The sequence below is a fragment of the Pacificibacter sp. AS14 genome, from assembly GCF_038899935.1.
Classification (GTDB): Bacteria; Pseudomonadota; Alphaproteobacteria; order Rhodobacterales; family Rhodobacteraceae; genus Celeribacter.
In genome coordinates, this window is record NZ_JBBMQI010000005.1 from 72,009 (window position 1) to 95,796 (window position 23,788).

A 23,788-nucleotide genomic window follows, 5' to 3' on the forward strand; every position below is an offset into this window, starting at 1 on the left:
CGAGAGCCTGCGCGGCATATATCTGGGCATAGCTTGGCGGAAGAGACCGCTATCGCGATCAGTTTCAATGGCACAACGCAGGCCGTTATGATGGCGAGCCCGCAAGATGTGGAAGACTTCGCTTACGGCTTTGCCTTGAGCGAGGGATTTGTCGCTAAGATATCAGATGTCGAGCGCATTGAAGTCGTTGAACACCCAACGGGGCTTGAGGCGCAGCTTTGGCTGAACGCGCAACAAGCTGAAGTGGTAAACGCGCGCCGCAGATATATGTCGGGGCCAGTGGGCTGCGGCCTGTGTGGCATCGATAGCCTGAACGAGGCGCTGCGGGCTTTGCCGACAATACCGCAGACGCGAGGTCTTTTGACCACCTTTGATGTTAAGCAAGCCACCGATCAGTTGCGCAAGCAACAGCCGCTGCATGACCAAACGCGTGCGGTCCATGCCGCTGGCTTTTTGATCGCGGGCAAAGGCATCTTGATGGCGCGTGAGGATGTCGGTCGGCACAACGCGCTTGATAAGCTGATTGGTGGTCTGAACCGCGCTGGTGTCGATCCTGCAGGCGGCGCGTTTGTGATCACCAGTCGCGCGTCTGTAGATATGGTGCAAAAAACGACCATGGTCGGATGCCCCGCTTTGATTGCTGTATCGGCTCCAACGGCTTTGGCTGTGGATGTCGCTGAGGCTGCAGGCGTGACCTTGATTGCATTCGCCCGCGCGCAAACGTTCGAAATTTTCTCACATCCAGATCGCATTGAAGCAGGACCCAAAGATGTCACCAGATAGTATGGTTCGTATGGCCAATCAGATTGCCGCATTTTTCAAGACGCAGCCCAAAATCGATCAGGCTCAGGGCGTGGCTGATCACATTTCTGATTTTTGGGAACCTCGGATGAAGGCGCAATTGGTCGCGTTTGTGACCGGTGGCGGCGCGGGGCTTGATGAACTTGTGGTTGAGGCCAGCAAGCGTCTTTGACACGGTATAAGCGGGAATCACCTGAGGCTGATCACTCCATTTTCGTAAATGAACTGTCAAATTTGCGTCATTGTTTTAGACAGTGAGGGTAATTTCCGCGCTTTTTTTGAGCATTGGCGAAACTTGACCTAAAAGTCACATGAAATTTGTGCCTGTATAAAGCGGTGCCCTTGAACCGAGCGGCGTCTCGGCGCATTGCTGAGTTAAGTCGGGTAAAGATGCCCCGCCACAATGATGTGGCAGACAATCATATTTTTGCTCTCCTTGAGAGCGCAGCAACGGCGCTGCACGTGATCTTTTTAAAAGGTCAGGGATGCGGTGCCGAGCTTATCAAACACCTCGTGTCCTAACGTGCAAAAGCCGAAACAGGACATAGGTACATGACACAAAAACTCAAACTTGTAGTGGTCGGAAACGGCATGGCACCTGGCCGGATGCTCGAGCATCTTTTTGACGCGGGCGATGCCTATGACGTTACTATTTTCAATGCAGAACCACGTGTGAACTATGACCGCATTATGCTGTCGCCGGTTTTGTCTGGCGAAAAATCCTTTGATGATATCATCATTCACGATGAAGCTTGGTACAAAGACAACGGCATCACATTGCATATGGGTGCCAAAGTTTCCAAGATTGATCGTGAGGCGAAAACGGTCACGTCCGAGAATGGTATCACTGAAAGCTACGACAAATTGGTCGTGGCAACCGGTTCTGATCCGTTCATCATCCCGTGCCCCGGTCATAAACTTGACGGAGTGCTTGCCTACCGCGATCTGGATGACACGAATGCCATGCGCGATGCTGCTGGCAAAGGTGGCAGTGCTGTTGTCATTGGCGGCGGTCTTTTGGGCCTTGAGGCAGCAGCAGGTCTGAACATTTTGGGCATGGACGTGACGGTTTTGCACTTGATGCCGACTCTGATGGAACGTCAGCTTGATACGGCTGCGGGTTACTTGCTTGAAAAAGAGCTGGAAAGCCGCGGGATCGATATTCGCTGCAAATCCAACACCAAACAGATCATCGGCGAAGACGGCAAAGTCTCCGGTGTTGAGCTGGATGACGGCACGCTGATCAAGTGCGACATCGTTGTTATGGCTGTTGGCATTCGCCCGAGTGTTCAGCTTGCCAAAGACGCAGGCCTCGAAGTGAATCGCGGCATTGTCACAACAAACGGCATGCAAACGTCTGATCCTGACATTTTGTCTGTTGGCGAATGTGTCGAAGTGGGCGGCATGGTTTACGGTCTTGTAGCACCACTTTACCAAATGGCGAAAGTTGCGGCCGCGCATCTGACTGGCCCATCTGATGCGGCCTTCGTGCACACAGAAACGCCAACAAAACTAAAAGTCACGGGGTGTGATCTCTACTCTGTTGGTGATTTTGCCGAAGGCGACGATCGCGAAGACATCGTGTTGCGCGATGCGAAAAGCGGTACGTACAAACGTGTTATCATCCAAGACAACAAGATCATCGGTGCGGTGCTTTACGGTGCTGTTGATGATGGTGGTTGGTACAATGAGATGCTCAAGTCTGGCGAAGACATCTCTGAGATGCGCGACACATTGATCTTTGGTCAAGCCTTCCAAGGGGGTGGCGCGGTTGATCCACTGGCCATGGTTGCGAACATGTCTGATGACGCGGAAATCTGTGGCTGTAACGGTATCACCAAGGGCACGATTGTCTCAAAAATCAACGCCATGGGCCTGACCACTTTGGCAGAAGTCCGCGCACACACGAAAGCGTCGGCCTCTTGCGGCACATGTACGGGTCTTGTTGAAAACGTGATGGCGCTGACTTTGGGTGATGAATTCAAATTGCCTGACGTTGAAACCATGTGTAGCTGCACAACGCATGACCACGGCACCGTGCGTCGTATGATAAAAGCCAAAGAATTGAAGTCTATTCCCGCTGTGATGCAAGAGCTTGAATGGAACACGCCAGAAGGCTGCGCCAAATGTCGCCCTGCGCTGAATTACTATCTCGTGTCCGATTGGCCAGGTGAATATGTCGACGACCAACAGTCGCGTTTTATCAACGAGCGTGTGCACGCGAACATCCAAAAAGACGGCACTTATTCCGTTGTGCCCCGTATGTTTGGCGGGATCACTACGCCAGACGAGCTGCGTGCGATTGCTGACGTGGCTGATAAATTCAGCATCCCAACTGTTAAGGTCACAGGCGGTCAGCGGATCGACCTTTTGGGCGTCAAAAAAGACGATTTGATCCCCGTTTGGAAAGATCTCAACGACGCGGGCATGGTTTCTGGGGCGGCCTATGCCAAGGGTCTGCGGACCGTGAAAACCTGTGTGGGCACGGATTGGTGTCGCTTTGGCACGCAAGATTCCACTGGCCTTGGTATCAAGCTTGAGCGTCTGCTTTGGGGCTCTTGGTCTCCTGCGAAACTGAAACTTGCTGTGTCTGGTTGTCCGCGCAACTGTTCCGAGAGCACCTGTAAAGACATCGGTATCGTCTGTGTCGACAGTGGCTATGAAATTCTCTACGGCGGTGCGGCTGGTTTGCATATTCAAGGCACCACCAAGCTTGGCAATGTTGAGACAGAAGAAGAAGTTCTCGAATATTGCGGGGCGCTGACACAGTACTACCGCGAAACAGGTTTCTACCTTGAACGCATCTACAAATGGGCCGATCGCCTAAGCTACGACCACGTGAAATCTGTGATCTACGATGATGCAGAGCAACGCAAAACCTATTACGAGCGCTTCTTGTACTCTCAAACATTCGCGCAAATTGACCCATGGGCTGAACGTGTTCAGGGCGCAGAAGCGCACGAGTTCTCACCATTGGCAGACCTTTCTTCACTGGAGGCAGCAGAATAATGACTGTTCAGGACAACCAATGGATCGCTATCGGCACGCTCGACGATATTCCGCGCCAAGGCGCGCGCCGAGTGATCACAAACTCAAAAACCATCGCGGTGTTTCGCACCTCACAAGACGCAGTCTACGCGCTTGAGGATCGTTGCCCGTTTAAAGACGGTCCGCTCAGCGCGGGTATCGTTCATGGCACCACGGTGTCTTGCCCGCTGACAAACTGGGTCATCTCTTTGGAAACAGGAGAAGCTCAGGGCGCAGACACAGGCAAGACGAGTGTGTTCCCAGTGAAAGTTGAAGGGGGGAATATCTCCCTCTGTCTCCAAGAAAAACAACTTCAAAACGCTTAATCCAACCGAAGGAAGAACCTCATGGCATATGTACAACCAGCCGAGTTCGCGGCGAAGATGATCGAAGCCGGCGAATCTAAAATTTTGATGTCCACCAAAGACACGTTGATCCGATCTTATATGGCGGGCGCGATCCTAGCGCTTGCCGCAGCTTTCGCGGTGACTATCGCCGTTAACACGGGCAACTTTCTTGTCGCCTCCCTACTGTTCCCTGTTGGGTTCTGCATGCTCTACCTTTTGGGTTTCGATCTTTTGACCGGTGTTTTCACCCTCGCGCCTTTGGCTGTGATTGCCAAACGTCCAGGGATGACTTGGAAAGGCGTATTTCGCAATTGGGGGCTTGTGTTCTGCGGCAACTTTGCGGGCGCATTGACCACTGCTGTGTTTATGGCGATCATTTTTACCATGGGCTTTAGCCAAGAACCAAACGCCGTTGGCCAACGGATCGGTCAAATCGGTGAAGCGCGGACTTTGGGCTATGCGGCTGCTGGCGGTGCCGGTTTGTTGACGGTTTTTATTCGTGCCGTGATGTGTAACTGGATGGTTTCTACAGGCGTTGTAGCAGCGATGATGTCCAGCAGTGTTTCAGGTAAAATCATGGCAATGTGGATGCCGATCATCGTATTCTTCTACCTTGGTTTTGAGCACTCAATCGTAAACATGTTCTTGTTCCCATCAGGCATCATGCTCGGCGGGCAATTCACTTGGGCTGACTACTTCATCTACAATGAGATCCCAGTGGTTCTTGGCAACCTCGTGGGTGGCCTGACCTTTGTTGGTGGCGTGATCTATGCGACGCACTTCAAGACGTCTCCTAAGCGTTCTGTAACGGGGTCTGTCGGCACACCTGCTGAATTATAGATACCAACCCAGCCCAAACGGGCTGGGTTCATTTCTTGAAAGCTGGTTTTCGTGCGCGATACACAAACAACTGCCTCTTCCCTTTCTGTCAGTATTGGTCAGGCAACTTCGGCCGGACACAAAGCGCACAACCAAGACTTTTACGGCGCGCTCGTTCCAGACGAGCGCGCGCTTTCATTTAAAGGCATCACGATTGCGCTGGCTGACGGCATATCGACATCTGAAGTGTCTGCTGTGGCTTCCGAGACAATCGTCAAAAGCCTACTGGCAGATTACTACAGCACGCCTGACGCTTGGACTGTCAAAACCGCTGCGTCACGAGTGATTTCGGCGGCCAATGCGTGGCTGTATGCCCAAAGCAGTTTCGCGGGTTTGGTCGATGCGGATCGCGGCCACGTTTGTACCCTTGCGGCGCTGGTGCTCAAAGCCAGAACCGCGCATCTGTTTCATGTTGGAGATAGCCGCATTTGGCGACTTTCGGGTCTGAGTCTAGAGCCCCTTACCAATGATCACCATGTGTCCTTGGGGGCTGGTGAAACGGTGCTGTCGCGCGCGATTGGTGCTGCAAGCAGCGTTGATATTGAGTATCGCGCAGAGCCAGTATCGCGTGGAGATGTGTTTCTTTTGACCACCGACGGGGTGCACGAACACTGGATCGCACGCACAGTCGCACAGCGTATTGCTGAGGCTCCGACATTGGATGATGCCGCACAACATATCCTGAACGACGCCTTGGAGGCAGGCAGCACAGACAATCTGACGGTTCAAATCGTGCGGATTGATGCCGTGCCCACGTCAGATGAAACCCAGTTCGATCAACAGGCTCGAACCTTGCCCATTCCGGCTTTGCCGCGCGAAGGCAGCATGCTGGATGGTTACAAAATTTTACGCGAGTTGCACGCAAATCATCGGTCCCATATTTTTCTAGCCAAAGCGCCCGACGGCGAAACTGTTGCCTTGAAAATTCCAGCGTCGGATTTGAAAGACGATGCTGATGGGTTGCGTCGTTTTTTGATGGAAGACTGGATTGCACGCCGTTTAGACAACGTCCATGTTTTAGGTGCGCCCGCATCACTTGGACCGCGTTCGGGTCTATATGTGGTGACTGACTTCATCGAAGGTCAGACATTGCGTCAATGGATGCAAGACAACCCTAAGCCCAGTTTCGAGCAAGTACGCGACATCTTGGAACAAGTGATCCGTGGATTGCGCGCCTTTCACCGGCGCGAAATGTTGCATCAAGATTTGCGTCCTGAAAATATCATGCTTGATACGGATGGTGTGGCCAAGATCATTGATTTCGGGTCGACCTATGTTGCTGGCGTGCAAGAGGCCGCGCCGATGCGCGAAGAAGATGGCATCTTGGGCACCCTGCAATACACAGCGCCTGAATACTTCTCTGGTGAACAAGTAAGCTGGCGGTCGGATTTGTTTTCTTTGGGAGTGATTGCCTACGAAATGCTGACCGGTGTTTTGCCTTACGGCACGCAAGTTGGCAAAGTGCGAAGCCCACGTGATAGAACGCGGCTGCGATACCGCAATGCCCGCGATGACGCCCATCCGATGCCAGCGTGGTTGGATGATGCCTTGGCTAAGGCGGTTCACCCCGATCCTGCGCGCCGCCACGATGCGTTGTCTGAATTTGCCGCCAATCTGCGTTCGCCTTCGTTACGCTATACTGCGCGTCGCCATATCCCATTGGCCGAGCGCAATCCCGAGCGATTTTGGAAAACCCTATCTGGAGGCTTGGCCTTGTTATGCCTTGTCCTCGCCACTCTGGCCTTTCAATAGGCCCATCACAAAGGAGCATCTCATGCTGATGAAAGAAGACGTAACAGTACAAATTATCGAAGCCAAAAAGAAAGCGGGCCTCACTTGGGACGGCATCGCCGATGCCATCGGTATGAGCCCTGTGTTCACACATTCCGCTTGCATGGGTATGAACGCATTTCCTGCTGATAAAGCCGCTGAATTGGTCAAGTTTTTGGGGCTCACGGAAGACGCGGCGTCCGTTTTGGAAGAGAGCCCAACAAAAATCTGGGAACAAGCCATTCCGACCGACCCCTGCATCTACCGCTTTTACGAAATTGTTGGCGTCTACGGGCCCACACTCAAAGCACTCATTCACGAAGAGTTCGGCGATGGCATTATGTCCGCAATTGATTTTGAAATGTCGGTAAAGCGTGAAGCAAACCCAAAAGGTGACCGCGTCAAAGTTGAAATGTCCGGCAAGTACCTACAGTATAACGCTTGGTAAAATTGCATGATTGAGGCGTGTCAGCGTCGTGCTTGGGTATCCGCCGGGCGAACGCTGATGCGCCATATACCCTAGCCTTGCGCTGGTTTTGTGTCTAAGTCTGTTTGATAGTCATGGCGCGGCCCTTGGTGCGCGCGGGCTATTGAAGTCAAGGTTTAAACAGGTGTCTGGCAGTATGTCGCGAGCTAACGATCACTCCAAACGATTTGTGTTCTTGGGGGCTTCTGGACGCATTGGGCGGCTTTTACGGGCCGTTTGGTCGGACGCAAAAGACACAGAGCTGTGTATCGATTGGCAATTCCGAACACCACAACGCACCATGCAAAATACACTCATTTGGCCCAATTTAGCTGAGTTAGAGCCATTTTTACAGTATTCTAAATCTGTCGGTGGAGTGGATGGGCTGTTTGTTTTCTTAGGCGGGACTGGCGCCGGCAACAAAGCTGATGTGGAATATCTGGCGACCAACGTGTCGTTGGTGGATCAAGCTTTGCATGCCGCTGTCCTTGCCAAAATCCCACGGGTTGTCATAGCGTCGTCATCTGCTGTCTATGGCGCTGGGCAAGGGGTTCCATTTGATGAGAATAGCTCTCTAAATCCGGTAAATGCCTACGGCGAGGTTAAGCGAGATATGGAAGCCATGGCTGTCGCGCGCGCGGCGGATTATGGTATCGAAGTTTGCATATTGCGTATCGGCAATGTGGCTGGCGCGGATGCCTTGCTTGGGTCGGCTGAAGGTTGGCGATCAGGGGACATGCCAAGGCGGCTTGATGTCTATCCAGACGGTGATGGGCCCCGCCGGTCATATATAGGTCCCAAAAGTTTGGCGGATGTCCTGCGATGTTTGGCATTGCAGCCTCAGCCATTGCCGCAAGTAGTCAATGTTGCAGCGCCTATAGCTGTGTCGATGAATGCGCTTTTGGATGCGGCGCGAATTGACTGGGAACGACGTTCGGTTCCCGCGTCGCCTGTGCAAGACATTGTGTTAGACTGTGGGCGCCTTGCATCGTTGTCCGGTATCAATGTACGAGATGGCACCGCGACCGCGCTTGTTGCGCAGTGGCGCAGCGCGTTGGGGGCATTATGACGCTTGCGAAACGACTATTTGATGTTGTCTTGGCGTTGATTTTGTCAATCATTCTTGGTGGGGCGATTATTGGATTGGCTGTTGTTCTTTTGATAAAAGAAGGCCGTCCCGTTCTCTACTTTTCGGAACGTATGAAGACCCCAACTCAAGGGTTTAAGCTGATAAAATTTCGCACGATGAAAGTCGTAGAGTACGATTGCGGCGTGTCTGGAGGTGACAAATCCGCTAGAGTAACTCCGTTCGGTGGCTTTTTGCGCAGAGCGCGTTTGGATGAACTGCCGCAACTGTGGAATGTGCTACGCGGAGACATTTCGTTTGTGGGGCCGCGCCCGCCTTTGCGTGAATATGTAGAACGCTTTCCACAAGTCTACGCGCGGGTATTGATCTCGCGGCCAGGTATAACGGGGCTGGCGTCTGTTCGGTATCACGCCCACGAAGAAATGCTTCTGGCGCGCTGCGAAACCGCCGCAGAAACGGATAGGGTCTATGCGCGGGCATGTATCCCCCGCAAGGCACGCTTGGACTTGGTCTACCAAGAGCACCAATCAATATGTTTTGATTTGCGCATTATGCTTGAAACCATTTGGCCAAAATTACGAAAGCTTTGAGGGGACCAGTTATGTTCGTGAAGCAGCTTCAACTTGTGTGATCAAAAAACGACCCATTGGCTATGAGTTGTGCCGAAACTTGCGTTTTGTCTGGATTTGCTTCATCTACGATAAATATTTTGCACATATATAAATGTTATAAATGGGCAAAGATTTGAAAGATGTGTGAGAGTTTATGCTGATACAGGGCTTAACGACGTTACCAAGGGACGTGGTGCGTCGCATAATGGTGGTCTCGGACACGCTTTTGATCATCATCGCTGTCGTTCTGACGTTTGGATTGCAAGGTGAACTTGCCACGCTTTTAGCACCGCCTTTTGCTGCCGTTTTTTTTCCTGAAATAGCGTTCATGGGCGCGACGTTGGTGATGTTATTAAGACTTCATCGCATCAAGCTTGTGATGTTCAATTCCAAGGACGTGTCCAAAATCGCGATTGCGGCATGTTGTTTGTGCCCGATTTTTTTTGTGTGCGCTATCCAGCAAGGGGCCACGGGGCTATTTGCAAAAACAGTCATTTTCGGAGGCGCATTTTTTGCCGGAAGTGTTGGCGTGCGTGTCGCAGCAATTGCGGTTTTGTCCCATGTGCGCGACAGCACTTCGAACCGGCAACCCGTCGCCATTTATGGGGCGGGCGGTTCGGGCATTCAATTGGCCTCGGCGTTGCGCCAGTCCCACCTTATGCGACCTGTATTGTTTTTTGACGACAACTTGCACCTTCAGGGCATGGCAATTGGCGGAATTCCCGTTTTTAGCCAGAAGCGGATGAAAGCCAACTTGGCGCATCATAAAGTTGAAATGGTTTTGATTGCGCTGCCTGAAAGTGCCAAAGAACGACGCGCCGCGGTTATTGAGCAGCTCGAGCGTATCGGCGTGAAGGTTAGGGTCCTGCCGCCTTTTGTTGACATGATGGCAGGGAGGGGCAATGAGGCCTTATTCCGTACTGTGGGTGCCGCTGAAATCTTAGGGCGCGATGCCGTTGACTTGGAAACTCCTGAGATTGCTAAAACATATGCTGGACGTGTTGTGATGGTAACGGGTGCGGGCGGGTCAATTGGTTCTGAGCTGTGCCGCCAAATTCTCAATTGTCGTCCTGCAAAAATAGTGCTCTTCGACCAGAGTGAATTCAACCTGTATCAAATCGATTTTGAACTGCGTGAACTCGCCGCGCAACGTAACGTTCAGTTCACGGCGCGCTTGGGCTCAGTGACAGACCCTGTGAGAGTGCGACATATCTTGGCAGAGGAAAATGTCGAAATTATTTTCCATGCCGCCGCGTATAAGCATGTTCCAATCGTTGAAGAAAACGAACTTGAGGGCGCGAAAAACAACGTCATTGGCACTAAGGTCGTCGCGGAAGCCGCAGCAGAAGCCAAGATTGAACGGTTTATTCTTGTCTCGACAGATAAAGCCGTGCGGCCAACAAACATTATGGGCGCGACAAAGCGAATGGCCGAACTGGTCGTGCAGGATCAACAATCGCGCGAACCGGATATGAAGTTTTCTATGGTGCGTTTTGGCAATGTGTTGGGGTCATCCGGGTCGGTTCTCCCGTTGTTTCAAACACAGATAGAGGCCGGTGGTCCCGTGACCGTCACACACCAAGAGGTCTCGCGATTCTTTATGACGATTTCCGAAGCGGCGCGTTTGGTTTTGCTGGCTGGCGCTTACGCCGAAGGTGGCGATGTTTTTGTCCTCGACATGGGTAAGCCTCAGAAAATAATGGATATTGCGCATCGCATGATTGAACTGTCTGGACGCATGGTTAAGAAGCCGGGGTCTTGTGTAGGTGATATCGAAATTGTGGTGACGGGTTTGCGTCCGGGCGAAAAGCTTTATGAAGAACTTCTATTAGATCATGGCAATTTATGCGCGACGCCCAATCCAAAAATTCTACGGGCCGAAGAGGCTATGCTCGGGCCGTCGGAGGTCGCTGGCATGTTACGTGAATTGAATGTCGCTATCAAAACAGCCAATGCCGCACATATGCGTAAAGTTGTGCGTGAACGTGTCGATGGATATCACGAACCGCAATGTCTAGAAGAGCAACAATATCAAGAAGATGAAATCTAATTCAGGGCTGCTTTAGTCGTCGTCATCTACGTGATCGATGCCAAGAGTTCCTGAATTCTCTTTGTGAACTGAAATAGCCTGTTCGATATCGTCATAAAGTGTCAGATTGCCGTTTTCCAACACGGCCCCCATATCGCAAATACGACGTAATAATCCTATGCCATGTGCCACCACGACGGCGCCACTGTTTTGCAGGCGATGGGTGAACACCGCCTCACTTTTCTTGCGAAAGGCGCTGTCCCCGACTGCGGTAACCTCATCCACCAAATACGTGTCAAAGTGAATGCCCATGGATACACCAAAGGCGAGGCGGCTTCTCATGCCTGATGAATAAGTTCTACAAGGCAAATTAAAGTGATCGCCTAGCTCAGCAAAGTCTTCGACAAATTCGACAAGCATGTCGGTATCAACGCCATAAACACGCGCCAAAAACCGCGTGTTCTGAAATCCAGTCATATCAGGATGAAAACTGCCAGCGAAGCCAACTGGCCAACTCATCGACCCTTGTGTGCGCACGCGGCCTGATGTCGGATCAGCAGTACCAGAAATCATCCTGAGCAGTGTAGACTTACCCGCACCGTTGCGCCCTAATAAGCCAACACAACGACCGGTCGGAAATACCGCGTTGATGTTGTTCGCCACACACTTCTTGTTGCCGTCTGTGCTGTATATTTTTGTGAGGTTCTCTAGCGTGATCATACTATCGGCGGTCGCGAATTGAATAGTAGACGAGTGTTACGATTGACCACATTAGGAACGAGAACAGTCCAATAAGCGCCACGATCGCATACCTTCGAGGGTACTGAGATGACTGTGCTTTGGTGGGTTTGATGTAGGCGGCGAGGTAGCGATTTTGCTGACGCGCGTCGGATACCGCTGCATCGTAGCCCATAAGCGCTGCCGTATATGAAGCTTCGGCGAACTCGCGATCAACAATCAATCGCTCATATTCGGAGACAAGCGTTGCATAGCTGCCTTCGCGCCCCGACGTATCACCGACGCCAAGCTTGTTGCGCTCCTCAGCAATCCGCGCACGGATCACTTCAATGCGCGTTTTGGCTTGGTCCAGCCGGGTGTCTCCAACTCTGGTGTTGTCTGCCAGTATGTCCATGTCTATGAGCGATTCAGCGAGCTGGGCCTGCAGAGTGTTCAACAGGCCCATTTGTCCTTGGATGTCGGCGCTTGGGTCGACGATCTGTGTGCGTGAGCGAAATTCAGTCAGGGCTTGGCGTGCGACCTTCAATCGTTCGACGGCTATATCGAGCTCTTCATCCGCATAGCGCGTTATGTCTTCACGCGCGACATCCGAGATTTCATTGATCAGGCGACTGCTCTCTTCAAAAATGGCTTGCGTCACCGCCGTTGCGTCCTCTGGTGTGAATGCCAAGACTTCAAGTTCAATTAGTCCAGTTGAGCTGTCATAATAGATACGAACAACTCGTTGCCAGTAATCTATAAGATCTTCGATCATCTTTTCAGGTGCAAAAGCAAAAACAGGATCGAAGGTTGGCTTGCTGTAAATCGACCGCAGATCGAGTCGCGCGTCGATGGCCTCTACCATTTCTTGGCTGCGAATGTATTCGTACAAAATGTCAGCGTCAGAGGTGGCAGATCCAGCAAGACTTGTTATGCCCCCCAGCAATTCAACTGGCGAAGTTTCGTCTTTTTTCTGAATGGAGAACCCTACGGTCGAATGATATTGATCATCTGCAATCGCAAAAAGATAAAGGGCTGATGTGATTGTCGGAAATGCAACAAGGGCACAAAACACGATAATGAGACCGACATGCCTTGGCCGGCGAAAAGACAGATCGGCAGAGGGTCTGATTTCGACGGTCGCTGCTTGTTGAGCCATGCGGCGCAGATGCTCGAGACGTTTTTTGGGAATCGTCGCCATCTGCGGCTTGCGAGGCCCAGCGTTCTCGGTATCGTTCATCGCGATGTTATCCCTATCCCAAGTGAAAGCGGCCTTGGTGAAGCTAAATGACTGATCCGCTCTTGGAGACGGATCGATTAAGTTTTAGTATGAACTGGATTATAAACCCAGCGCAAAATCATCTCGTCCACCTTTGTGCGGCACCTAAGGATCGAAGCTTGCAACAGCTCAAAGCTCGAAAATACAAAAGCTTGCGTACAATTGCTGCACTTGTGCTGCGAGAAATGGGGAGCACATATGGAAAATCTCCAGGCGGATATTTCTGGGCAGTCGCTGAGCCTGTCGCCGCCATCGCCGTGTTGTCTATCGCATTTCAAATGGTCTTTCGCTCTCCGTCGCTGGGCACCAACTTCCCACTCTTCTTTGCCACAGGATTTCTACCTTTCACATTGGCTAACGACATTTCAGTGAAAGTGACGCGCTCAATTCACTTTTCAAAGCCGCTCTTATTTTACCCTGCGGTTACGATTTTTGATACCATCGTTGCGCGAATTATTTTGTCCTTAGTGACGAATTTGACCATATCAATCATCGTTCTCATAGCTTTGCATATTGTTTTTGATTTGCATTCGTTGCTTCGGGTTGAGGCCATCGGCTTGTCGTTGGCGATGGCTATTTCTCTTGGTGCAGGCATCGGTATTTTGAACTGCTATCTTGTCAATGCTTTCGGGCTTTGGGAACAAGTGTGGGCCATCGTAACCCGTCCTTTGTTCTTGGCGTCTGGCGTGCTGTTCTTGTTTGAAACCTTGCCCCAAGTCGCCCAGAATATTTTGTGGTTTAACCCATTTTTGCACGTCGTAGGCATGATGCGCGTTGGGTTCTATGCGACCTATGATGCGGCGTATTTGTCCCCGATTTACGTTTTCGGGGTGTCTTGGGGTGGCATTGCTTTAGGTTTATTGCTGCTCAAAAGACACGCACGCAAATTGATTCACGGCTAGGGAGCGCCTCGTGGCCATGTGCGGCACATTCGAGTGGGTGTTTGGCTGAATTTTGATAGGATGGTGCCAACTTAAGGAACGGGTGGAACAGTGTCTTTGAATTTTCGAAAAAATGTGATCGGCCTTGGCGCTGCCTCGATGTGCTTTGTATCTGCCAGCTCAGCGCAAGACCTATCAACGACGCGTTTAAATGTGATGGGTCGCCAAGGTATCATTGAAATGCCGTCTGCCGAGGTGGCGCCGGATGGGCAGCTTAGTCTTAGCTATTCGAAGTTCGGCAATATAAGCCGCACCACGATGACTTTTCAGGTCACGCCGCGCTTGTCTGGCAGCTTTCGGTATTCAGGTATCAAAGATTATGATGATGACTATGACACCTATTGGGACCGCTCGTTTGACGTCAGCTACTTATTATCGAATGAAGGCAAGTACCGCCCGGCTGTCTCCGTTGGTCTGCAAGATTTTATGGGGACTGGATTGCTCAGTGGCGAGTATATCGTCGCAACCAAATCGTTTGGTGACAAACTGCGTGTCTCCGGTGGCTTGGGTTGGGGGCGTTTGGCCAGCTATCAGCCGCTTGGGTTCTCATTCGGCGAACGTGATACGTCCTTCACGGATACAGGCGGGACGCTCAATTTTGGTCAATGGTTTCAGGGTGATATCGCAGTCTTCGGCGGTCTGAGCTATCAGCTGAACGATAAGTTGACAGTCTTGGCCGAATATTCTTCGGATGCTTATACCACTGAGGTCGAATACGATGTGTTCACTTACAATTCTCCAATCAACGTTGGGCTTGATTACAAGCTTGGCAAGAACACTTCGGTCACCGCTTTCTTCTTGCATGGCGACGCGGTTGGACTGCAGTTTTCAACGGGGCTTAATCCAAAAAATCCGAAAGTTTCGGGAGGGCTAGAAACGGCGCCTCTGCCCATCCGCCCTCGTCCAAGCCGTTCAGCAGATCCTATTGGTTGGTCTGGCGCATGGGTTGAAGAAGTTGGTGACGCAAGTGGTATTCGGTCCGCTTTGGCAAAAGCCATGGCTGAAGAGGGTCTGGTGCTTGAAGCGATGTCTTTAACAACAACGCGAACAGAAGTTCAGTTTCGCAACGAACGTTATGATGCGCATTCGCAAGCTTTGGGACGCTTGGCACGGATTATGACGCGGGCGTTCCCGCCTTCTGTTGAAACATTTGTTCTAACGGAAACGCTTGATGGCGTACCTATTCACTCAACCGTTTTGCCGCGCTCCAAATTGGAGGCATATGAGTTTTCGCCTGCCCGCAACATTCTGGATGTTGCGACATTTGCCGATCCCCTCAGCTTAGAGGGTGCCCCCTTGGTCGCACATGAAGGCACTTTTCCAAATACACTTTGGTCCGTAGCACCTTATGTAGCCGTATCTGTTTTCGACCCGTACAGCCCTGTACGGCTTGACTATGGGCTTCGGGGGCAAATTAATTATGAGATGGCACCCGGTTTTTCACTGGATACATCTGTGTCGGTGCGGGTATCTGGCAATATTTCAGATGAAGACGATGACACTAACGACTCAAATATAGAACATGTACGCACAAGCGCGCGTGAGTACGATAACCGCGTGCAACTCGAAAAACTGACAGCCAATTGGTACAGCCGGCCTGCCAAAAATGTGTTTGGCCGCCTGACTGTTGGGTATCTTGAAACTATGTACGGTGGTGTCTCAGGCGAAGTGCTTTGGAAAAAGCCCAGCAGCCCCCTTGCTTTGGGGGTAGAACTCAACTACGCCGCCCAGCGCGATTATGAAGATACCTTTGGCTTTCGCGACTATGATGTTGTGACGGGTCATGTGTCGGCATACTACGCCTTCAACGGGGGCTTTCATGGGCAACTCGATGTGGGAAGGTATCTTGCTGGCGATTGGGGCGCGACATTTTCCGTCGATCGTGAGTTTAACAATGGCTGGCGCGTCGGCGCCTATGCGACCCTCACAGATGTTCCATTCGAAGACTTTGGTGAAGGATCCTTCGATAAGGGCATTCTTATCACAGTGCCCTCTGCTTGGTTTGTGGGCACGCCGACGATTGAGACAAATGACTTCGTTATCCAGTCATTGACCCGTGATGGCGGTGCTAAGGTGAGTGTTGACGGTCGTTTGTATGACCGTGTCCGCGGGATGCAGGGCGCAGACATCGAATCGCGTTGGGGTAAATTTTGGAGATGAGTATGCCATTGAAAAGTGTCACCAAGCTGATGGTTGCCTGTATTACCTTGCTGTCTCTTACGGCCTGCGGCAATGACCCTCAGGCCCGCCGTGGCGCGGATACAGTCAAGGAATTGGCCGTTCTCGCGAAGTCTCGCTTGCTGGGCGAAAAACCCGAGCAGGTCGAGGCCGCGGATCCAGTCGCGATGATCGACTATGCGTTGCGGGCCGCTCCCGATGCGCCTTTGCAGTTTATTTTGATGGAAAAAAGTGGCGGCTTCGCGGTATCGACGGTTCAAGGGATAAATGGTCAGAATGTGACTTGGATTTCCCCTGACAAAAAATCTATTACTTTGAAGGTCGGATTGCTGGCAGCGACACGCGGCTTTGGCGGCGATGTGATGTCCATTGAGCAAGGCGGTGCAGATCGGCTTGTGTCGGGTCGTAGATCAGGACAGGTACAAAAGACGTATCGATTTTTGAACGGTCTAGATCAAACCGGACGCTTTATCGTAACGTGTGACGTCGCTGCGGGTGCTACCGATCATGTGTCGTCCGGCGAAATATCAGCGCCGACGCGTGTGATGACTGAAACCTGTAAATCTGAAGGTGGCACTGAGTTTACAAATACATATTGGGTTGATGCTTCTGGGCGCATGGTTCAATCCATCCAGTGGGCTGGGCCTGATGTCGGCAAGATCGTATTTCGGCAGCTGCGCTTCTAAATCAATACGTCAATTTGCGTGATGATCGAACATAAGGGCTCACAGTTTGTGGGCCCTTCTTCGTTAGTGAAACTGCAATTCAGACAACAAAAAAACGGCAGCCCAAAAGGCCGCCGTTTTTAAAATTTCTTAGGCGAGTGCCTGAACTTAGTTAGAGTTCAAAGCCACTGCGACTGCTGCTGCACCGAGCAAAAGCAATGCAGCGCTGCCACCGAGAGAACCCATGGAAGAAGAAGAAGACTCTTCAACAACAACAGGTGCTACTTCGATAACTGGATCGGAGTAAGCGCCAGCCAAAGAAGCGGACGCGGAAGCTGCAACGATAGTTGCTGCAAGGATAACTTTTTTCATAACCAAATCTCCATCAAGAGGTATTCACTAGACCACTTGGTCAAGCTCCACAAAGATGTGGCATATTCTTTTGCACATATAAACCCCAAACTGCTGTTGGGAACGTTGTGTGAGGGGCCAGTAGTGGCACAGATAGCACAATTTTGGCCATTTGCCGCCCATACTTGGTTAATTTGATATTAAACGCCAAAATTTCCCCCTAAATACGGGACCCCAGATCAAGATTCCAGCACAGATAGCGAAACAGATTCTCTGTGGACAGGATGCTTTGGTTCAGGCAACCGAACGAGAAGAACAAAGGATTCCAAAATGGTCAAAGGTCTGGTCTGGCTCATAATCGCATATAGTCTCAGCCAATTTTATCGCGCATGTCTTGCTGTTTTTGCGCCGGTTTTGAAAGCTGAGATAGGCTTGGAAGCAGATCAAGTGTCAACAGCATTAGGGATTTGGTTTCTCATTTTTGCGGCCATGCAAATTCCTGTCGGTTGGCTTTTGGACCATCGCTCACCACGTAAGACTGCATCAATAATGCTGGCCTTAGGAGGCGGAGGCGGCGCTTTACTCTTTGCCATGGCCCAAGGACCATGGGGTATCTACGCAGCAATGGGGCTGATAGGCGTTGGGTGTTCGCCGGTGCTTATGCTGTCCTTCTATATTTTCGCGAGAAGCGCGCCCTCTAACCGCTTTGGTACCTTAGCGGGTCTCGTGGTCGGTTTGGGTTCGCTTGGCAATCTTGCCGCAACGGTGCCGCTGTCATGGTCGATGTCACTGATTGGGTGGCGAGTGACATGTTTGGTCTTGGCTGGCGCCACGGTGCTCATATCCTTAGCTTTGTCTCGGTTCGTACAAGATCCCCCAGCCGTTGATCATTCAAATGCCGCCAATCAAAGCAGCTTGCGTGATCTCGTAACGATCTGGCCGCTGTATCCCGTTTTGGTGATGGCAGCCGTTGCTTATGCGCCGGCTGCTGGATTGCGCGGCAGTTGGGCCGGAGGCTATTTGTCCGATGTTTATGGCCTAACGTCCGAGGGCATTGGTCGGGTAACACTTTTTATGGCTTTGTCGATGATTGCTGGTGCGCTAGCTTTTGGCCCGATGGATCGGATTATCCGCAGTCGAAAACGCATCGTATTGATTGGAACTTCGGCCGCGTTAGTTTGTCTCGTCTTGCTTTGGACTGGCGCAGGATCGCAAAGTGTTTGGCAGATTTCTGCTTTGCTTGCTGGTGTCGGATTTTTCTGTTCAGCTTACGGTCAAATCATGAATCACGGACGTACACTATTGCCTGATCACCTTACCGGACGTGGCGTGACGTTGATCAATTTATTTTCCATCGGCGGTGCGGGTGTCTTTCAAATTGTGAGTGCTGGTGTGTTCTCTGGCGCGATGCAGCGAAGTGCCGAAAGCCTTGTCGGCTATAAAACGGTTTTTGGCCTCTTTATCATATCATTGACCGTCGGCAGCCTGATATACCTGATGAGCAAAGAACCGGACACTTAAGGATCAGTTATGAGACATCGCGGCGCCGATATACAGGTGATTGCTCCGAATTTTAAAAAACGCTTGTCGGGAGTGACGGCCACGATTGCGCGGTTGGTACCTGTGCAAGCGCAATTTATTGGGATAGTTGCGACAGGGCCGGGTTTGCCAGAGACACTCCCGTATATCTCGTTGTGGCGTATTCCTTTTCTGAAACGTCAGCCAAGGGTTTGGCATGCACGCCGCAATGTCGAAATGCTTGCGGGGCTGGCGTTAAAATATGTGCTTCGTCAGCCTTTGAAGCTTTTGTTTACATCGGCTTCACAGCGCCAGCATTCGGGTTATACCAAGTGGTTGATTTCGAAAATGGATGGTGTGGTTGCGACATCTGCTAAGACGGCTTCTTATCTTGAGCGGCCTGCTGATGTTGTGTTGCATGGAATTGATCTGAAGGACTTTACACCCATTAATCATGACGCCCGCAGTGCGCTGCGTGCTGATTTGGGCTTGCCTGACGTGGCGATCATGGGCTGCTTTGGTCGTATCCGCGCGCAAAAAGGAACGGATGTTTTTGTCGACGCCTTTTTGGAGCTTGCGAAAACCAACGACACGCTTGTTGCCGTGGTTTTGGGGCGCGCTTTGCCAAAGGACCAAGATTTTTTAGCAGGCCTAAAGTCTAAGATCGCGGACGCCGGTTTGACCCATCGAGTGGTGTTTCCTGACGAGGTTCCTGTGGACCAAATCGCGGATTGGTATCGAGTGCTAGATCTCTATGTTGCACCTCAGCGCTGGGAAGGGTTCGGGCTGACGCCACTTGAGGCGATGGCCTGCGGCGTTCCTGTTGTGGCCACGGATGTTGGCGCTTTCTCGGAAATTGTAGGCCCTGAGACTGGTGAAATTATCGCCATTGGTGAGGTTCTACCCATGGTGGAGGCGTGCCGACGCTGGCTAGAAGGTAGCTCAAAACCGGCAGCACAGTCCGCGCGGAAACATGTTGAAAAGCATTTTTCCATTGAGCGAGAAGCCCAGTCTTTGATCGATATCTATAAACGACTGTTGTCATGACGCTTTTAGATAAATGCCTGTTCCGACTTGCTGGGTGGCGCAATGATGATGCTGTGCTTGGACAGTCGGCATCGTCTATTGGTGAGCTTGCACAGGATATGAATGGAAAACGCATTGCGATTGTCGGCAATGCGCGTGCATTAGCGCAGGCCAGTCTTGGCGCTCAAATCGATGAGTGTGATCTGGTGATCCGTATCAATCGCGCGCCTATGCCAAGCGTCCAAAGTCACGGCGTACGCACTGATTGGTTGGCGCTGGCAACGGCTTTGCCGCGTGGTCGATTTCAAGCCCTTGGGGCGTCGCGGCTGATTTGGATGTCCCACAAGCGTAAGCGGCTGAAGTATTGGATGGGGCAGACCGCGGGTTTCAGCCTGTTTCCCAGAACCTGCTATGAGGCTTTGAAAACTCAGTTGGGCGCACAACCGACAACGGGCGCGATGTTGATCGACTTTGCGGCACAGTCAAATGCGTCAGAAATCCATCTCTTTGGCTTTGATTTCTTTTCCAGCCTGTCTTTATCAGGACGGCGGGATGCGACAAGCGTGCCTCACGATTTCACGTCAGAGAGCGATTTCGTGCACACTTTGATCAAATCAGACCCAAGGATCACGCTTCACTCTATGGAATAGGGGTCATCAAGGATTCTGCCTTTACAAAGCTGTACAAATTGCTATCTCCCAGTGCTGTCATTGGACATAAGGAGTACCCCTGATGGGTTATAAAGTCGTCGTCGTCGGTGCCACAGGCAATGTGGGTCGCGAAATGCTTAACATTCTGGATGAACGCCAGTTTCCTGTAGATGAGATCGCTGTATTGGCGTCCCGTAAATCTATGGGTACGGAAGTGTCTTTCGGCGACAAGACCCTGAAGACCAAGGACCTTGCGACCTTTGATTTTACCGGTTGGGACATGGCTTTGTTTGCTGTGGGATCTGAAGCGACCAAAGAATACGCGCCAAAATCGGCTGCGGCTGGTTGTGTTGTGATCGATAACTCATCTTTGTATCGCTACGATCCGGAAATTCCGTTGATCGTGCCCGAAGTGAACCCTGACGCGATCACAATGTATTCCAACAAAAACATCATCGCGAACCCGAACTGTTCGACCGCGCAGATGGTTGTGGCGTTGAAACCACTTCATGACCGCGCGAAAATCAAGCGCGTTGTCGTGTCGACATACCAATCTGTGTCTGGCTCTGGCAAAGACGCGATTGACGAGCTGTGGGATCAAACCAAAGGCATGTACGTTCCTGGTCAAGAAAAACCAGCGCGGGTGTACCCAAAGCAAATCGCCTTCAACGTGATCCCGCAAATCGATGTGTTCTTGGATTCCGGCGACACCAAAGAAGAATGGAAAATGGTCGTCGAAACGAAAAAGATCATCGATCCGTCTATCAAAGTCACCGCGACTTGTGTGCGTGTGCCTGTGTTCGTTGGTCACTCTGAATCGATCAACATCGAAACTGAAGAGTTCTTGGACGAAGATGAAGCGCGCGATATCTTGCGTGAGGCGCCAGGTATTTTGGTGGTCGATAAGCGTGAGCCTGGTGGCTATGTCACGCCTGTTGAGTGTGTTGGCGATTACGCCACATTTATCTCGCGTATCCGCCAAGACGTCACAGTTGAAAACGGCCTGAACCTATGGTGTGTCTCTGACAACCTGCGCAAAGGGGCTGCTTTGAACGCGGTTCAAATCGCTGAGTTGCTTGGACGTCGCGTGCTCAAAAAAGGCTGATCACGGCCATCGTGATGACTAAACTCTTAACAAAAGGGCGCTTGATTGCGCCCTTTTTTCGTACCGATTCGGCCTTGTTTCGCGCGCTTTGATCAATCTGATAGTGCTATCAACGCTTCTAGGTGTTTCGACCAGATTTCTAGTGTGTTAAATTTTAAATCATAGCATACTGTTATAAAACGATAAAATTTAAAAATGATGGTGAAGTTCGCATTAACCTAAAACTTTATCTAACCGCGCGGCGAAAATGCAGCGGTGGTATGGTCTGTTAAGACTTAGGACCAAATAAAGAAGGTGCGATATGTTTCGTGTGAAATTGAACTTATGGGCGAACGCTGCCGCAACCCGCGCATCAGCAGATGATGAGGACACAACGCGGTTGGGGAATTGGGCCGAGGACCAAGAACGCGTGGACGCCTGCATGACCCGTGAAGACCTGTGCAAGACATTCCAAGAAAAATTCCCAGCGCGTGTTGGGCCCGAGACCAAACACATTTCATAAGCTTTATCTCACCAAAGGGTCGGCAATGAACCGCCCTTAAGCGACGCCAAACGATCTCATGACTTGTGATTAAGTTACTGTCATACAAGAGTTCCTCCAACCCATCGGAGGAAAAATATGACCCCCAAGTCCATTTCAACGATTTTCACACTGACTGCCGCAACAGTGCTTTTGCCTGTGACAGCATTCGCTGATTTGTTCGAGGCACACAGCACTGTGTCTGAGGCCACCATCTATGTGCAGGGGGCAAGTGTGACCCGCGAGGCCACGCTTACGCTGCCAGCTGGCCAGCACCAAATCACCTTTCTCGATATTCCAGTAAACTATGGCAGGCTTGAATCCGAAAGCTTGCAAACGCAGGTGAGCAACGGCGCACTTGGTTCTGTGTCGGTCGAAACTGAGACTTTGGATGAACGAGATTATTTAGCAAGCGTCAGCGACCTTCCAGAGTATGCGGTCTTGGTTGAGATCAAAAACAAACTCGCGAAAGCCATGCAAGACGTAGAAGCTATAGACCTAGAAGTCACAGCCGCGAGCGACGCGTTGCAGTTCATCAGCGGGCTTAAAGCCCCTGAAAATGTAACTGCTGCAGACGTTGCCGAATTTTCTCAAATGGTTCGGGCACAATCGCTTGAGGCTCGCTTGGCAGCACAAGACGCCAAAATTCGTTCTCGGGCTGTATCTGAAATTGTTGATGAACTGGCATTGGACTTAGAAGCCGCGGAAGCGGAGTTGGTAAAAATTGTGTCCTTCGATGATCGTGATCGATTGCGAGTGACATTTGATCTGATGCTTGAAGTTGCTGGCGACGTAGATGTGTCCCTGACTTACTTGACTGAAATGGCCAGCTGGCAGCCCACCTATGACGCTGCGCTGGATACTGTCGAAAACACTTTGAACTTGGAACGGACTTTGGCGGTGTTTCAGAACACCGGTGAGCATTGGCACGATGTCGATTTGAGTGTTTCTACTGATACGCCATTTCAGGATGTCGCGTCGCATGAATTGCGTGAATACATTCGCCGTATCATGGACCTTGTTCAGCCTCGCGCGGTGCAAAAAATGGAAATGCAGGCAGATATGGCTATGTCGTTGTCAGCTCCGGCGATTGAGCCCGCACCCGTTATGATCGAAGAGGCTGCGATGCTCCAATCCTATGGTCTTAGTCAGACATATAGCTACCCACGCGACGTTACGTTGCTGTCCTCAGATGAGGCGCATACCGAACTGGCTATGGATGCTATCGCGCTGATGCCTGATCTCACCGTTCGCGCTGTTCCGCTCTATAATGACGCGGGCTACTTAGTTGGCGAATTGACCAACGACAGCGGAGAAGCCTTGCTGCAAGGGCCTGCCAAGCTGTTTCGCGATGGCGTCTATATCGGGACGCATAATCTAAAGACTGTTGTTGACGGTGCCGAATTTGAAATGCCATTTGGGCGCGTTGATGGCGTAAAAGTCTCTCGCGTTGTGTTGGATCGCAATGAAGGCGACCGTGGCTTTATCTCTAAATCCAATGAGACCAGCAGCAGTGTGCGCCTTGATGTTGAAAACCTGACTGGTCGCGCTTGGCCGGTCGAGGTGCTGGACCGCGTTTCTGTGTCCGAACAAGAAGATCTTGTCGTTGATTGGAAAGCCTCGCCTATGCCCACGGAACAGGGTGTGGATGATCGTCGTGGCGTGTTGAGCTGGCGCTTTGATCTGCTTGTTGGTGAGGCCAAAAGTATCACGGTGGAAGAAAATTTGCGTTGGCCTGAGGGGCAAACCCTGCGTTAGTCTGCAAACGACCACAGTGATCTCAGCAACAATTTTCGGCGGCACTCAGTTTTGGAGAGCCGC

At 51.4% G+C, this 23,788-nt stretch carries 22 protein-coding genes; 19 read left to right on the forward strand and 3 right to left on the reverse strand.

The genetic code is table 11. The annotated features are described in order from the left end of the window. Positions 1 to 33: 33 nt before the first annotated feature. The 10 genes from fdhD to WNY38_RS07190 all read left to right on the forward strand — a co-directional run bounded on the left by fdhD (position 34) and on the right by WNY38_RS07190 (position 11,038). Complete coding sequence (fdhD, locus tag WNY38_RS07145) at positions 34 to 783, forward strand: formate dehydrogenase accessory sulfurtransferase FdhD (RefSeq protein ID WP_342856647.1); 750 nt, start codon at positions 34 to 36, stop codon at positions 781 to 783. Then, entirely contained in the window at positions 770 to 973 is a 204-nt protein-coding gene (locus WNY38_RS07150) for a formate dehydrogenase subunit delta (protein ID WP_342856648.1), read from the forward strand. The genes fdhD and WNY38_RS07150 overlap by 14 nt, the downstream gene beginning before the upstream one ends. A 380-nt stretch (positions 974 to 1,353) precedes the next feature. After that, complete coding sequence (gene nirB / locus WNY38_RS07155) at positions 1,354 to 3,810, forward strand: nitrite reductase large subunit NirB (protein ID WP_342856649.1); 2,457 nt, start codon at positions 1,354 to 1,356, stop codon at positions 3,808 to 3,810. Beyond that, positions 3,810 to 4,154, forward strand: coding sequence for a nitrite reductase small subunit NirD (nirD, locus tag WNY38_RS07160; RefSeq protein ID WP_342856650.1), 345 nt, complete (start codon positions 3,810 to 3,812; stop codon positions 4,152 to 4,154). The genes nirB and nirD overlap by 1 nt, the downstream gene beginning before the upstream one ends. Positions 4,155 to 4,175: 21 nt before the next feature. Further along, positions 4,176 to 5,015 (forward strand): formate/nitrite transporter family protein, encoded by an 840-nt coding sequence (locus tag WNY38_RS07165; RefSeq protein ID WP_342856651.1) that lies wholly within the window; start codon positions 4,176 to 4,178, stop codon positions 5,013 to 5,015. 51 nt (positions 5,016 to 5,066) lie between these two features. Beyond that, a complete protein-coding gene (locus tag WNY38_RS07170) occupies positions 5,067 to 6,806 on the forward strand; it encodes a bifunctional protein-serine/threonine kinase/phosphatase (RefSeq protein WP_342856652.1) in 1,740 nt (579 codons plus the stop codon). Between the two features lie 22 nt (positions 6,807 to 6,828). Continuing rightward, positions 6,829 to 7,272: a cyanase gene (cynS, locus tag WNY38_RS07175; protein WP_342856653.1), complete on the forward strand. Its 444-nt coding sequence runs from the start codon at positions 6,829 to 6,831 to the stop codon at positions 7,270 to 7,272. 175 nt (positions 7,273 to 7,447) lie between these two features. Further along, positions 7,448 to 8,359, forward strand: a complete 912-nt coding sequence (locus WNY38_RS07180) for an SDR family oxidoreductase (protein WP_342856654.1) — start codon at positions 7,448 to 7,450, stop codon at positions 8,357 to 8,359. Next, positions 8,356 to 8,967, forward strand: coding sequence for a sugar transferase (locus WNY38_RS07185; RefSeq protein ID WP_342856655.1), 612 nt, complete (start codon positions 8,356 to 8,358; stop codon positions 8,965 to 8,967). Before WNY38_RS07180 ends, WNY38_RS07185 begins: the two co-directional genes overlap by 4 nt. 214 nt (positions 8,968 to 9,181) lie before the next feature. Then, on the forward strand, positions 9,182 to 11,038 hold the full coding sequence (locus WNY38_RS07190; protein ID WP_342856656.1) for a nucleoside-diphosphate sugar epimerase/dehydratase: 1,857 nt from the start codon (positions 9,182 to 9,184) through the stop codon (positions 11,036 to 11,038). A 12-nt stretch (positions 11,039 to 11,050) separates the two neighbouring features. Here WNY38_RS07190 and WNY38_RS07195 read toward each other — a convergent pair whose 3' ends face one another. Together WNY38_RS07195 and WNY38_RS07200 are read right to left on the reverse strand one after the other, a co-directional pair. After that, the gene (locus WNY38_RS07195; protein ID WP_342856657.1) at positions 11,051 to 11,737 is read right to left on the reverse strand and encodes an ABC transporter ATP-binding protein; all 687 of its coding nucleotides are present in this window, start codon (positions 11,735 to 11,737) and stop codon (positions 11,051 to 11,053) included. A gap of 1 nt (position 11,738) precedes the next feature. Then, complete coding sequence (locus WNY38_RS07200; protein ID WP_342856658.1) at positions 11,739 to 12,974, reverse strand: sugar transporter; 1,236 nt, start codon at positions 12,972 to 12,974, stop codon at positions 11,739 to 11,741. Positions 12,975 to 13,132: 158 nt separating this feature from the next. Here WNY38_RS07200 and WNY38_RS07205 point away from each other — a divergent pair, with 158 nt between their 5' ends. The 3 genes from WNY38_RS07205 (at position 13,133) to WNY38_RS07215 (ending at position 16,818) form a co-directional block, all read left to right on the forward strand. After that, complete coding sequence (locus WNY38_RS07205; RefSeq protein ID WP_342856659.1) at positions 13,133 to 13,915, forward strand: ABC transporter permease; 783 nt, start codon at positions 13,133 to 13,135, stop codon at positions 13,913 to 13,915. A 96-nt stretch (positions 13,916 to 14,011) separates the two neighbouring features. Next, a complete protein-coding gene (locus WNY38_RS07210; protein WP_342856660.1) occupies positions 14,012 to 16,114 on the forward strand; it encodes a YjbH domain-containing protein in 2,103 nt (700 codons plus the stop codon). A gap of 2 nt (positions 16,115 to 16,116) precedes the next feature. Continuing rightward, positions 16,117 to 16,818 carry a YjbF family lipoprotein gene (locus WNY38_RS07215; protein ID WP_342856661.1) on the forward strand — a complete coding sequence of 234 codons (702 nt, stop codon included), beginning with the start codon at positions 16,117 to 16,119 and terminating at the stop codon, positions 16,816 to 16,818. Positions 16,819 to 16,965: 147 nt separating this feature from the next. Here the strand turns inward: WNY38_RS07215 and WNY38_RS07220 are convergent, their stop codons facing one another. After that, positions 16,966 to 17,169 carry a hypothetical protein gene (locus tag WNY38_RS07220; protein WP_342856662.1) on the reverse strand — a complete coding sequence of 68 codons (204 nt, stop codon included), beginning with the start codon at positions 17,167 to 17,169 and terminating at the stop codon, positions 16,966 to 16,968. Positions 17,170 to 17,478: 309 nt separating this feature from the next. Between WNY38_RS07220 and WNY38_RS07225 the strand changes: the two genes are divergently transcribed. The 6 genes from WNY38_RS07225 to WNY38_RS07250 all read left to right on the forward strand — a co-directional run bounded on the left by WNY38_RS07225 (position 17,479) and on the right by WNY38_RS07250 (position 23,725). Next, complete coding sequence (locus WNY38_RS07225; RefSeq protein ID WP_342856663.1) at positions 17,479 to 18,669, forward strand: MFS transporter; 1,191 nt, start codon at positions 17,479 to 17,481, stop codon at positions 18,667 to 18,669. 9 nt (positions 18,670 to 18,678) lie between these two features. Continuing rightward, complete coding sequence (locus WNY38_RS07230) at positions 18,679 to 19,713, forward strand: glycosyltransferase family 4 protein (RefSeq protein WP_342856664.1); 1,035 nt, start codon at positions 18,679 to 18,681, stop codon at positions 19,711 to 19,713. Beyond that, the gene (locus tag WNY38_RS07235) at positions 19,710 to 20,342 is read left to right on the forward strand and encodes a glycosyltransferase family 29 protein (RefSeq protein WP_342856665.1); all 633 of its coding nucleotides are present in this window, start codon (positions 19,710 to 19,712) and stop codon (positions 20,340 to 20,342) included. Before WNY38_RS07230 ends, WNY38_RS07235 begins: the two co-directional genes overlap by 4 nt. Before the next feature lie 82 nt (positions 20,343 to 20,424). Next, positions 20,425 to 21,447 (forward strand): aspartate-semialdehyde dehydrogenase, encoded by a 1,023-nt coding sequence (locus WNY38_RS07240; protein ID WP_342856666.1) that lies wholly within the window; start codon positions 20,425 to 20,427, stop codon positions 21,445 to 21,447. A 301-nt stretch (positions 21,448 to 21,748) separates the two neighbouring features. Beyond that, positions 21,749 to 21,949, forward strand: a complete 201-nt coding sequence (locus tag WNY38_RS07245) for a hypothetical protein (protein ID WP_342856667.1) — start codon at positions 21,749 to 21,751, stop codon at positions 21,947 to 21,949. A gap of 117 nt (positions 21,950 to 22,066) precedes the next feature. Next, positions 22,067 to 23,725 (forward strand): DUF4139 domain-containing protein, encoded by a 1,659-nt coding sequence (locus WNY38_RS07250; protein ID WP_342856668.1) that lies wholly within the window; start codon positions 22,067 to 22,069, stop codon positions 23,723 to 23,725. Positions 23,726 to 23,788: the final 63 nt, after the last annotated feature.